This is a genomic window from Anaerolineae bacterium, assembly GCA_016931895.1.
In the GTDB taxonomy this organism is placed as follows: domain Bacteria; phylum Chloroflexota; class Anaerolineae; order 4572-78; family J111; genus JAFGNV01.
In genome coordinates, this window is the sequence record JAFGDY010000057.1 from 1 (window position 1) to 13008 (window position 13008).

The 13008-nt window shown below is 54.9% G+C and carries 11 protein-coding genes; 9 read left to right on the forward strand and 2 right to left on the reverse strand.

From position 1 onward, the window contains the following. Together JW953_04800 and JW953_04805 are read left to right on the forward strand one after the other, a co-directional pair. Positions 1–2054 (forward strand): hypothetical protein (locus tag JW953_04800; protein MBN1991999.1); only part of this gene is annotated, 2054 nt, incomplete at its 5' end. A gap of 25 nt (positions 2055–2079) precedes the next feature. Then, positions 2080–2355, forward strand: coding sequence for a hypothetical protein (locus JW953_04805; protein ID MBN1992000.1), 276 nt, complete (start codon positions 2080–2082; stop codon positions 2353–2355). 25 nt (positions 2356–2380) lie between these two features. Here JW953_04805 and JW953_04810 read toward each other — a convergent pair whose 3' ends face one another. After that, positions 2381–3409, reverse strand: a complete 1029-nt coding sequence (locus JW953_04810; GenBank protein MBN1992001.1) for a CPBP family intramembrane metalloprotease — start codon at positions 3407–3409, stop codon at positions 2381–2383. 570 nt (positions 3410–3979) lie between these two features. Continuing rightward, entirely contained in the window at positions 3980–5050 is a 1071-nt protein-coding gene (locus JW953_04815) for a cyclic nucleotide-binding domain-containing protein (protein MBN1992002.1), read from the reverse strand. Positions 5051–5374: 324 nt separating this feature from the next. Between JW953_04815 and JW953_04820 the strand changes: the two genes are divergently transcribed. From JW953_04820 to JW953_04850, 7 genes are all read left to right on the forward strand, one after another. Then, positions 5375–6724 carry a carboxypeptidase regulatory-like domain-containing protein gene (locus tag JW953_04820; protein ID MBN1992003.1) on the forward strand — a complete coding sequence of 450 codons (1350 nt, stop codon included), beginning with the start codon at positions 5375–5377 and terminating at the stop codon, positions 6722–6724. Positions 6725–6874: 150 nt separating this feature from the next. Next, on the forward strand, positions 6875–7306 hold the full coding sequence (locus JW953_04825; protein ID MBN1992004.1) for a hypothetical protein: 432 nt from the start codon (positions 6875–6877) through the stop codon (positions 7304–7306). 3 nt (positions 7307–7309) lie between these two features. Next, a complete protein-coding gene (gene mvaD, locus JW953_04830; GenBank protein MBN1992005.1) occupies positions 7310–8332 on the forward strand; it encodes a diphosphomevalonate decarboxylase in 1023 nt (340 codons plus the stop codon). Between the two features lie 105 nt (positions 8333–8437). Continuing rightward, positions 8438–10102 (forward strand): site-2 protease family protein, encoded by a 1665-nt coding sequence (locus JW953_04835; GenBank protein MBN1992006.1) that lies wholly within the window; start codon positions 8438–8440, stop codon positions 10100–10102. Between the two features lie 6 nt (positions 10103–10108). Next, positions 10109–10978 carry a hypothetical protein gene (locus JW953_04840; protein MBN1992007.1) on the forward strand — a complete coding sequence of 290 codons (870 nt, stop codon included), beginning with the start codon at positions 10109–10111 and terminating at the stop codon, positions 10976–10978. 3 nt (positions 10979–10981) lie between these two features. Then, entirely contained in the window at positions 10982–11956 is a 975-nt protein-coding gene (locus tag JW953_04845) for a HEAT repeat domain-containing protein (GenBank protein MBN1992008.1), read from the forward strand. A gap of 28 nt (positions 11957–11984) precedes the next feature. Then, on the forward strand, positions 11985–12884 hold the full coding sequence (locus JW953_04850; GenBank protein MBN1992009.1) for an AEC family transporter: 900 nt from the start codon (positions 11985–11987) through the stop codon (positions 12882–12884). The last annotated feature ends 124 nt before the right edge of the window (positions 12885–13008 follow it).

A 13008-nucleotide genomic window follows, 5' to 3' on the forward strand; every position in this document is an offset into this window, starting at 1 on the left:
ACCTGGACATCACGGCGCCATTGACCATCACCGGTCAAGGCCCCAACCAAACCATCATTGACGCCAGTGGCGTAATCTCCGACCGGGTCTTTCATATTAACATGAGCGCCAACGCGGGTACGGTGGTCATCTCCGGGGTGACGATTATCAACGGCAATTTCGCCGGCTCGGGAGGTGGTATCTACAACTATGACGCTGATTTGACCCTGGTCAACACCGTTATCAGTAATAACATCACCAGCAGTTATGGCGGCGGGGTGGCTATTAGCGAAGGCAGCCTGACGTTAGACGAGACCCAAATCCTCAGTAATACGGCCGGGCAGCGCGGCGGCGGGGTGTATGTTTATCAATCTGCTGCCGCCTTCACTCAGACCAACGGCAGCCTCATTGCCTACAACCACGTCACTGGCTCAGGAGGCTTTAATGGCGGCGGCGGGGTGTACGTCAGCAATGGCAGCGCGATGTTGAATGGCGGGCAAATCTTCAGCAACACGGCCAATGACAACGGCGGCGGGGTGTATGCCCTCTTCGGTAGCGCGGTATTGGCCGGGGGACAAATCTTCAGCAACACCGCCAACAACAATGGCGGCGGGGTGTACGTTTACGAGGGCAACACAATGCTGAGTGGATCAGAAATTCGCGGCAACAAAGCCAACTCTGGCGGCGGGGTGTATGTTGATGAATCTGCTGCCGTCTTCACCCAAACCGGCGACAGTGAGATAGCCTACAACTCTGGCCAGGCCGCAACCGGCGGCGGGGGACTGTACATTGATGAGGGCAGCGCGACATTGAGTGGCGGGCAAATCCACCACAACAACACCGCCGGCAACGGCGGCGGGGTGCATATCCATGACGGTAACGCCACGTTGAACGGGGGACAGATTCGCAGCAACACCGCCAGCAATGACGGAGGCGGGGTGTATATTTTCGGTAGCGCGGCCGCCTTCACCCAGACTGGCACCGGCCTCATCGCGCACAACATAAGTACCGCCAACGGCGGCGGCGTATACGTAGACAACGGTAGGGCCACCCTGGCCGGGGGACAGATCCTCGACAACAACGCCATTGACGGCGGCGGCGTATACGTAGACGCGGGCAGCACAATGCTAAGTGGGTCGGAAATCCTCAATAACACCGCCAGCAGTGAGGGCGGCGGGGTGTACGTTTACCAGGGCCAAGCTACCTTAAGCGGCGGGCAAATCTTCAGCAACACCGCCCGCTTTGGTGGCGGGGTGCATGTAGAATCCGTTTCTGCCGTCTTCACCCAGACGGGTATCACCACCATCGCCCATAACACAGCCAGCGACGACGGTGGGGGCGTGTTTGTTGCTTCCGGCAGCGCAAGCTTGAGCGAGGGATCAATTCGCAACAACAACGCCTCGGGAGGGCTTGGAGGTGGCGTATACGTGCAAAACAGCGCAGCTAAGATGAATGTGAACAAAGAACAAATTATCAACAATACGGCCTATGACGCCGGTGGGGGCATCTATCATAACCATGGCACGCTGACCCTGGTCAATACCACTGTCAGCGGGAACAGAGCTACCAGAAAAACTATTCCTCTTAGTCAGGGCGGCGGTCTCTACGTGGTTGACGGTACAGTCGTACTGACCTACAATACCATTGTCAGCAACACGGCCGCCAGTGGGGGACGAGGTATCCACAGGACGGGTGGTTCGGTTCTGTTGCAAGATACCATTGTTGCCTACCACAGCGTGGCCAACTGCTATCCCGGTTCCGGGCCTGGACTAACCTCTAACGGCTACAATCTGGACAGTGGCGCCACCTGCGTCCTCAACTTCACCGGCGATATCACCAATGCCGACCCCTTACTCGGTCCGCTGGCCGATAACGGCGGCAACACCCTCACCCACGCCCTGCTGGAGGGCAGCCCGGCCATTGACCAGGGTGTTTGCGTGGCCGGGGTTGACGCCGACCAGCGCGGAGTAAGCCGCCCCAAAGGAACCACCTGCGATATTGGCGCTTTTGAGGTTGAGCCTGCAATAGGGCCAGCAACAGAGGCAGTTTATCTGCCCATTATTATTCGAAATTAGTTAAATTTAGAAAGGAAACCCAAAAATGCCAAAGCTATGCAAAACAGATATTGCTTCTTCAGCAGATTTAAAAGTGTTTGTCACCGATATTCGCTCGGAGGCCGACCTGGTGGTTTACGAAACCAGCGACGCCTGGGCGGCCACCGAAAGCCAGATTTGGTGCTACACCGACATCCAAAACGAAGCGGATAAGATTGTCTATTTTGCCGACTCCCAATTTGAGGCCGATCTGGTCATCTACAAAACAGACATTCAATCGGACGCTGGTTGGCTGAACAGCAACAAGTCAGATCTGTTGTAGAGACTCAAACCCAACAATCTGTCATTTACTCCCCAAGGGGCGGTTGAGGTCGCCCCTTTTCTTTTGCAACCAAATTCTCCTTACGGCCGCTCAACAACCAAATGATCACACAACTTAGCACCAATACTACCGTCACCGCCAGGCCGCCCTCCGGGCCAAAGGGACCGCCGGTAACAATATCGGGGCCAACTTCCATCAAATCAAATAGGGTTCCACCCGGCACATTTCCCCCACTCACTTCAAAGCCAAGCAAGTTGCCCTGCGCCCAATTCCAGGCGGTGTGCAGACTAAAAACCCCCCACAGGCCGCCTTCGTAAAGGGCATAGAGGGCGGCAAAAAGGCCAAAAAGAAATAGATTCAAAATAGCCACCGGGTTGAGGTTAGGATTTAAGGAGTGAAAAACGGCAAAAATAACAGAAGAAATGATCACGCCCAGTGCCGGCCTGTACCGCGCCCCCAGCACCGGCAGTAGCCAGCCCCGGGTCAGCGCCTCTTCGGCCGAACCCTGCACCACCCAGCCCAGGAAAACCAGTAAGACTCCCCCCAATGCGGCCAGTCCCTGTGGCTGCGAGCTACTGCCTTCTTCAATAGCAATATACCCAAAAACCGCTGAAACACCTACCGAAGCAATAAACATTAGCAGACCCACCAGCAACCCCCGCAGGTATCTTTGACCAGCCCCAGGCCGCGCCAGGCCAATTGTCCAGAAGGGACGTTTTTCAAACAAGGCCAGCCAAGCCCACAACAGCAAAAAAATCGGCCCAAAAGAAAAGACCAGATAAATAGTCTGCTCCAATGCCGTGTTGGGCAGGAGAAGATTGAGCAACGCTTGCTGATTGCCGCCGGCTAATATTTTCTCCACCCCTGCCGCCGATACCTCGCCGGTGGCAATGGATAACCCTACAATGATGATGAGGGCCAGTATGCCGCCGCCAAAACCCCCTACTAATACAAAAACAAAACTGAGAACAGTAGCCACGATGAGATGCGGCAATCGCTTGCCGGAACAGGCCAGTTCAAATAGCCGGTTTTTTGAATCAAGCAGATATTTCATTAATAATCCTTCTCTGCACGCTCTCTTAGAGTGGTCAAATCAGTCTTCAACGGAGAAATTTCTTCAAACAGAAAGGGCTATCCCAATTTTTCCGAAGTGTGATTATACCCTCCTTCGTCGGAAACAAAAAAATTCCTTTCCAAAACAGGGCCCAAGACTGGATCCCCCTCGACAGCTACCCGTTAATTTGTTAAACGCAAGCTATCATCACCCAGGAAAGCGGTTAGCATTATTATAGCTTACATTGATCTGGATTCCTTTTCTCAAATCCCACTTATAGACAGGAGGGAGACCGCTCACCGCTAAAGTTTACCCAATAGAAACAAACCGGCCGTGGGCATTCTCTCTATGCTCACGGCCTTTTTTACTGATTAACCCTTTCACTTCAGCCAAGCTGTGTTTCTCAGCAGTCCACGGCTTTCTTTATTTCTCTCAATCGAATCGCCCACTGGAACGCATTAAAACGCCTTGCAGAAGGCAAATCGTGTTCAAACTTGCTCAGAACATTGCCTGATGAAGCGACCAACAGTAGGTCATAGGAAAGGGACAGGACAATGTCCTATCCCTACCTTAAAATAACATCTGGTTATCCTTTAGCCAGGTTAACGTTTGGTCCACCTGCTGCAACCTGTTGACCAGCTCGTTGTGTTGGCCGCAGGCAACGCCCAACGCCTGTATCTCTACCTTCACCATCAGCGACGCAATCGCCAGAGCCTCGGCAAAACGGGCGTGCAGGTTTTGGCTAAAGGCGCGTTTGAGGGAGGGATAAGTTTCGGCCAGGGTAGCAAAATCGGCCGGGCTGAGTTGCCACGCAATCACCTCCGTTTCGGCCTGAGCCGTGTAAGTGTGGGGCCGGTCCAAAATAACGGCTTGCTCGCCAAAAGTTTGTCCCGGCCAAAGTTCGGCGCAATCCTGTCCCTGGCTCAAGAGCCATACCTGTCCTTGCTCAATAAAAAAGATGCCGGTCGGCGGGTCGCCGCTGCGATAGATAGTTTCGCGCGGCAGGTATCGTTGTGGCGAAAGATGATGGGCCACGGCCTGCCGCTCGCCGCTTGATAAATTCTGCAAAAGTGAGATTTTGGCTAACGCCTTAGCCAGGTAGTCTTGAAATTGGCTAATGCCCGTCCCAAAGGCCAGGCCCAAACTTAAACCAACTTGAGGATATTGGGCAATAATACCGGAGAGGGCGTTCGTGCCTAACTGCCAGGCAGTAACCTTGCTGGCCGCCAGCGCGGTATTGGCGTGAACGCGGCCCAGGAAAAAATCGGTTTCGCCCAACAGTCGGCCGGGGCCAAGCGTGGCCACCAGGGAGGTGTCGTCAGCGTAGAGTTTTACCCAGCCCTCTTGAATGAGGTAAAGCACCTCGCTGGGGCTATCTTGAGCAAAGAGCGCCTCATCCGGCTGGAAATTTTGGGGTTGCAACCGATTACTGATAATTTGCTGCTCTTCCCCGGTCAATTCGGCAAAAAGCGGGGTGTGTTTGATCAGATTCTCTGGTGTGACCAGCTCCACTGTTTTAGCCGACACGCCGTTTGGAAAATTGGGTTTGCGAAGCTTGTCAGCGCCATTTGCCCGCGGTTTGGTTGGATGGGAGTGACCTATCAGACGGGTGATGGGTTGTTTCAATGAAGATGCTGCCATATTGTCCATCCGTTCCCAGCGCGCACAACATTGTGCGTCACTTTTTTAGAGCCTCAGTAGATCCAAATTTGGGCTGGTAATCCGCACTTCAGTGCGTTTTTTAGGCATTAAAATGCCCACTCCAAACAACATTTTGGATCTACTGAGACTTACTCCGGCCAATCTTCACCCAATCCAGGCGCGCCCACGCCTCATTTTTTAATAACCTTAAAATTATTAAGGCTCATTTTACTTACATACTTTATTTAAGCAAATTAGGTAGTACTTTTTTCCTACTCCGCAAACAGGGGGGTTAAGTGACAGATTTACCGGCATCCGGCCCGTGTGACCGGCCATCGCCGCCGTAGTCTACGGAAAATTGCCAACCGGCCCACTTTGCGTTATCTTACTCCTGGCATGAAAAAAGCTTTCAAAAAACGCTGGCTTATCATCATCGGCGCAGGATTGATTTTGTTATTGGTGTTGGCCTGGCTAACGACAACGGAGAATGTCAACATCTGGCCCATTCGAAACACCCTGCAATACCGGCTGCTGACCCGGTGGTGGGAACTTACGAGAAAACCGCTGCCGGGCGAACCTGGCACTTTGCAGGGTACAATCCGGGATGCGCAAGGCCGACCCGTTGCCGGAGCCTGGGTGTTGGTTTCCCGCTGGAACGGCGTCACCTATAGCACCCGCAGTAAGGCAGATGGTCATTACCTCCTTTCTGATGTGCCGGCGGGCGCGTATCGGCCGGTGGCTGGCGGCGCGCCCGGCTATACTGAGGTCAGTTTTGGCAAAGTGTGGCTTAAAGCGGGCAAAACAACCATGGCCAACGCCGTGCTGCCGATTGAGTCCCCGCCAGTTTATGCTCCTGGCTGCAATTTGGCGTTTGATGAGCCAGTCCCCTTATCTTGCTCCGTTCCGCTTGAATCCAGCGCCCTTCGCCGAGAAATCACCTTTGATAGTGGCGGGCAGCCCAACCAATTGACCCTCTATTACACGCCCCTGACCGCCACAACAACCAGCCAACTGCCTGTTTTACTCACCGTCTATCCCGGCCCCGCCGACACCTGGAATTGCGCCAGCATTCCCCTAGCCGCCGCTGGTTACGCCGTGATCGCGGTTGGCCCGGCCTACACTTTTTCCCTGGAACAGGATATTGACGAATTGCAGCGATTGGTCGACTTTGCCCGCGCCGGAAAATTCCCCGGCACCAATGGCCGCAAAATCGCCCTCCTCGGCGGCAGTTACAGCAGTTTGCACGTGCAGCAATTGCTCCAGCGCGACCGGAGGTTTCAGGCAGCGCTTCTGCTCGGCCCGCCCACAGATTTATTTGACATGCGCCGTCGCTTAGAAGAAGGCACATACATCCCCCCCTTTGGCCTGGATCAGGCCCTCATTGCCCTGGGCCTGCCCAGTCACGAACCTCTCCGCTACTTTCGATATTCCGGGGCCTACCATGTCCGGCCCGACTTTCCGCCCCTGGCTATTCTCCACAGCCGCAGCGACGAGGTAGTGCCCTACCAGCAAAGCGAACTATTGGCCAAGAATCTGGCGTTGGTTGGCGCTTCTTATGAAGTTCATTTTTTTGATGGCGCCAGTCATTACCTACTGGCCGAGGAGGGGGATAAAGACTCGCTGGAAATTTATCGGATTACGCTGGATTTTCTGGAAAAACATTTGGCACACTAAAAACGACCGACGACCAATGACCAACGACCAATGACCAACGACCGGCTTTGGTCGTTCGTCGTTCGTCAATGGAGGCGACTCGACCGCAAGCCCAACTCGTGCTAAAATTCAAACCTAAAGTACGCAAACATAATTCTACGGAGCAACCCTGTGAGCGACGAATGGCTAGACCAACTCCGTCAACTGCATGAAGCAGATAAAGCCCAACGCGAAGCGGAAGCCCCCCCGGAGCCGGAACCGCCTCCGCCAAGCCGGGCCAGCGAACTATTGCGGCAAAGTGAAGCCCACCAACATTTACGAGAAATCCAAAAGGTTTTGCTCAACGGCGGCGGAACCCTGGACATCTTTGACCGGGCCAGCGACTACGAACGGGTCGTCACGTTGGCCTGGCAGGGGCCAATTTCCGCCGCCCGCAAACCGGACCCCGACGACCCGGAACCCTACCACTACATCCTGGTTGGCGTGCGCAAAGATAAATTGTGGGTCAACGGCCAATCACTGCCCAACGCCCAGCCAGAGACGCTCAAGGCGGCTCTCTTGGAAGCGTGCAAAAAACCTGGCCGAGAAAAAAATCGCAAATGACAAATGGTAGATGACAAATTGCAAAGCCGGCCTGAACAAAGTTCAATAACCGCCAAGCGCCAATCAACCGCGTTGGCCCATCCTAACATTGCCTTTATTAAATATTGGGGCAATACGGATGATACCCTGCGCTTGCCGGCCAATTCGTCGCTCTCAATGAACCTGGGCAGTTTGCACACCATCACCACAGTTACTTTTGATGATAATTTGCCGGGCGACCAACTGCTTATCAACAATGCGCCGGTAACAGGGGCGGCGCTGGCCCGGGTGACAGCCCACCTTAACCTGGTGCGCAGCCAGGCCAGGCTAAAATCTCCGGCCCGCGTCGAGTCGACAAACAATTTCCCCATAGGCTCGGGCATCGCCTCCTCGGCGGCGGCCTTTGCCGCGTTGAGCGTGGCTGCGGCGTCCGCGGCCGGATTGTCGCTGGACGAAGCGGCTCTCTCCCGGCTGGCGCGGCGTGGTTCAGGCTCGGCCAGCCGATCCATTCCCGATGGCTACTGCCAATGGGTGACCGGCAGTGACGAAACCTCATTTGCCACCAGCATTGCGCCGGCCAGCTCTTGGGATTTGCGCGACATTATCGTGGTCGCCAGCCAGGAACACAAACCCGTCGGCTCCAGCGACGGCCATCGCCTGGCTAAAACCGCTTCCTTGCAAGCCGCCCGCGTGGCCGGGGCCGAGGAACGGCTCAAACAATGTCGAGAGGCCTTACTGGCCCGCAACCTGGCTGCTATGGGGCCGGTGATAGAAGAGGACGCGGTGATGATGCACGCGGTCATGATGTCCAGCCGCCCGCCTCTGTATTATTGGAATACCGTGACTATGGACGTTATCCAGGCCACCCAACACTGGCGGGCCGGGGGGCTGCCGGTTTATTTTACCATTGACGCCGGGCCGAACGTGCATTTGATTTGTGAAGCCCCCGACGCAAAAACGGTTGAAGCGGAAGCCCGCCAAATTCCGGGGGTCGAAAATATTTTATTAAGCGGGCCGGGGGGGGCGGCGAGGTTAGTTAAAAAGTAGGCTTCCGCCTCAATGCCCTCTCTATTCCGTTTGGCAAGAGTCTGGGTAACAGGTATAATGACCACCGCTGGTTTTTAGAAACGCATATCGAAAGGACGTAAACATTTGGACCCGTTAACCCTGATAGCCTTTATTCTGATTTTAAGCCTGCTGGTTTTTGTGCATGAATTGGGCCACTTCATTGTCGCCAAACGAGCGGGGATTGTGGTTGAAGAGTTTGCCATTGGTTTTCCGCCCCGGGCCGTTAAGTTGTGGCAGGAGGGCGGCCGCATTACCCTGGATGGACACGAATATGAGTTTGACCGAAAACTCAGCGTGTCTCGCCACATTCAACCGGGCGCGCAAGTTTATGCCGAAACCGCCTTCAATGAGCAAGGCCGGCCCATTGTGACCAAACTGGAACTTATTAAACCCGTTGAGGGCGAGGCCAAAGGGCCTGAGCCAAAACGGGGCTTAAATTTGCCCAAGCTGTTCGCCCGCTGGCGCTTCGCCGACGCCGGCCCGGTTGACGAACGTCCCTCTGTAACGGTTGACGCCGTGACCCGGCCCACCGAATACGCCATCAATTGGATTCCCTTTGGCGGCTACGTGAAAATGTTGGGCGAAGAAGACCCCACTGCGCCGGGCAGTTTTGCCAGCAAAAGTAAAAAAATCCGTTTTGCCGTGCTGGTGGCCGGTTCCACCATGAATCTTTTGCTGGCCGTGGCCTTTTTTACCCTGACCGCTCTCTCCGGCGTGCCCGAAACCGCCATCGGCACCATTATCACCAAAGTTGCCCCTAACAGCCCCGCCGCCACAGCGGATTTACAGGCCGGGGACGTGATTGTGGGCGCAGACGAGGTTCAGTTCAAGTACGACGGTGAATTGGTGGATTACGTCAATAAAACCAAAGGCACAGAAATCACGCTTCACCTTGAACGAAACGGGGAAACTTTCAGTAGTTCCCTGACCCCCCGGACCGACCCGCCCGAGGGTCAGGGAGCTATGGGCGTGACCATTATGTATGTACCCGTAGCCAAGATAGTCATCACTGAGGTTTTGCCCGATACGCCGGCCGCGGCAGCCGGACTCCAACCCGGCGAAATTATTGTGGGCGCGGATGATGTTAAATTCAAATATGCCGGCGATTTAGCCAAATTCCTGGAAAAAAACCAGGGCCGGGAAACTACCCTTTACATTGAGCAAGAAGGCAAGATCAGGCCCGTTTCCCTGACCCCAAACGCCATTGTTTCCACCGAAGAAATCACGCCTCTGGGCGTGCCCATAGAGCATCAGGAGGCGCTGGGGCTAAAAGTAGAGTACGACTTTGAAACCAAGCTCAATCACCTGCCGTTGCCGCAGGCGTTTATCAGCGGCGTATCTCAAACCGCCCAGCTTGTTGGCCTTACCTTTTACGTGCCGATTGCCCTTATCCGGAATCTTATTCCGGCAGAGGCTGCCCGCGTCACCGGGCCGGTGGGCATTTATCAACAAACCGGCTCAGCCGTGCAGGCCGCGATTACCCTAAATTGGTGGTTCCCGGTTTTATGGTGGATTGCGGCCCTGAGCACCGCCCTGGCCGTTACCAATTTGCTGCCCTTGCCGGCCCTGGACGGCGGGCGGATTCTCTTTGTCGTTATTGAGGCCATTCGCGGCAAAAGGGTTTCGCCGGAAAAAGAAGGGGCTATCCATTTTATTGGCCTGGCTCTTTTATTAAGCCTGATGATCCTGATCAGTTACTATGATATTAGCAATCCCTTGCCCACCATAGATTGGGCTAACTTTTTCTGATAAGCTATGTCGCGTTGTTCCAGGTGTCAAGAATCGGTAAAAGCAGATTGGCAACTGTGTCCCCATTGCGGGCAACCTAAACCGGGCGCGCCCGGCAAAATTCGCTGCCGGGTGTGCGGCCGGACAGCGGCCGGCGGGTTGCAAACCTGCCCCCACTGCGGGGCCAACCTGGCCGCCAAACCCTGGCCCTTTTTACAATTTAGTTTTGGCGTTGTGATTTTGCTGGGGTTGCTCTTTGGCCTCTGGCAGGTGGGGCCAACCTTTGCCCATAACTTTGAGCGCGCGGCCCTGGCTTTGCTGGCCCCTCCGCCTACGGCTACACCCAACCCCACTTTCACGCCCACCACCACGTCTACTTCTACCCCCACCACTACGTCCACTTTTACCCCCACCACCACGCCTACCGGCACATCCACCCTTACTGCTACCCCCACCCTCACCCCCACCGCCCAACCCACCGCCGCGCCGGTAAAAGTTTCTGCGCCGGCACCCACCGATACGCCAACTATCACCCCCACCCCAGCCCCCCGCTACGGCAAACCTACCCTGCTATCGCCTAAAAACGGCCAGATATTTGTGAAGGATGAAGAACTTCTGCTAAAATGGCAAAGTATGGGCGCGCTGGCCGAAAACGAGTGGTACGCCGTGCGTTTGCGCTGGCTGGAAAACGGGCAGCTATCTTTTGGCGGCAATAATATCAAAGAAACCTTCTGGATTGTGCCCCCCGATTTATATTGGGGCCTGGCCGACCAGTCCACGGGGCGCAAATATGAGTGGTTTGTTTTTATTGAAGAAATAACCACCGACGCCAACGGCCAGCAAGTTGGCCGGGCTGTCAGCGAAGTGAGCGACACCGCCAGCTTTTTATGGCAATAAAAAATGAACACCTTTACCGAATTACTCAAACAAATCGCCACCGCCGAAAAACTTCACCTCAGCAGCCTTTACATTTTTTCCAAGATGGATCAGGCTGCTCTGGAGACCTTTCAAGAAACCTGGCCGGCCATCCCTGCCGAACGCCGGCAAAGTATTATGCAAAATCTGGTTGAAATTGCCGAAGCCAATTTTGAGGTTGACTTTGACCCTGTTTTTCTGCTGGGGCTGGGCGATGAAGATGCCGAAGTGCGGGCCTTGGCCATCAACGGCCTGTGGGAAAATGAAAGTCCGGCCCTGATCCCACCCCTGCTGCACCTGCTGCAAACCGATGAAACACCCCTGGTCAGAGCCACAGCCGCCTCGGCCCTGGGCCGGTTTATTTACTTGAGCGAGATAGAAGAACTGGATTCCAAAGAGACGATCCCCATCAAAGAAGCTCTGCTGGAAACCATCCACCAAGCCGCCGAAGACGTTGATGTGCGGCGGCGGGCCGTTGAATCTATCGCCTTTTTAAGCGAACCCGGCGTTACTCAGATCATCGAAACCGCCTACTACGACGACGACACAAAAATGCAGGTGAGCGCCGTTTTTGCCATGGGCCGCAACGCCGACCGCTGCTGGCACAGGCGGGTAATGGCCGAGTTGGATAACGAAAACAGCGAAATCCGCTTTGAAGCGGCCCGGGCCTGCGGCGAATTGGAAATAAAGGAGGCTGTGGTTAAACTGGTCGGCCTGCTCAACGACCCCGATGCCGACCAGGAAGTGCAAGAAATGGCCATCTGGGCGTTGGGCCGGATTGGCGGGTCAACGGCCCAGGAAGCTCTGGAAACTTGCCTGGAAAGTGACGTGGCCGGCATTGCTCTGGCCGCTGAAGAGGCCCTGGATGAACTCACCCTGTTCAGCGATACCTTTGATATGTTTGATTTCGGCGACGAGGATTTTGATGAGCCGGATGACGACTTTGATTACCTTCACTGATTTTTTTTAGCTTCATTCTACCTGGCCCATGCTCCACATCTTTCTCACCATTGTTGCCCCCATTATTGTGGTGGCCGGTTTGGGGGCGCTGCTTAATCGCGCCAAAACAGTTGAGCCTCGCGCCGTATCGCGCATCGCCATTTATCTCACCAGCCCGGCCCTGGCCTTTTACAGCATTGCCAACACCTCCATCACCAGCGCGGAAGTAGGAGGGCTGGTGGTCTTCTTTTTTCTGACAACAACCGCCATCACTCTTTTTGGCTGGTTCATCAGTTATTTATTTCAATTGAATCGGTTGACCAGCAGCGCCTTTATCCTCTCGATGGCCCTGATTAACGTGGGTAATTACGGCATTCCCCTCAACGAATTTGCCTTTGGCCAACCCGGCCTGGAACGCGCTGTTATTTTTTCGGTCTTCAGCAGTTTTAGCGTCAATACCCTGGGCGTATTTCTGGCCTCGTGGGGCCATGCTTCAAAAACACAAGCCCTGGCCAACGTTTTTAAAGTGCCTTTGCCCTACGCCGTTATTTTCGGCGTACTCATCAAACTGGGCTACCTGCCCGCCCCAGAATTTGTGATGCGGGTGGCCAACTTAATGGGCCAGGCCGCCGTGCCCCTGATGCTCATTATGTTGGGCATCCAGGTTTCGCGGGTTTCGTTGGATGGGCAATGGGGCCTGATGTTTGGGGTTTCCCTTACCCGCCTGGTGGGAGGAGCCATAGCGGGATTTTTATTTGCCTTTTTGTTGGGCCTGGAAGGCGTGACCCGCCAGGTGGCCATTGTGGAAGCGGCGATGCCCACCGCCGTGATGGCCAGTGTCTTGGCCACCGAATTTGAGGGGGATTCAAAATTGGTCAGCAGTATTGTTTTGCTTTCAACCCTACTTAGCCTGATTACCCTGCCCCTTCTCCTTTACCTTCTGGTGTAACCATATTGACTTTCCCCCTGTCCTCTGCTAAAATAAACATCGTCCCGGAGGGATGGCAGAGTGGACGATTGCGGTGGTCTTGAAAACCACTGAGGCCGCAAGGTCTCCGGGGGTTCGAATCCCT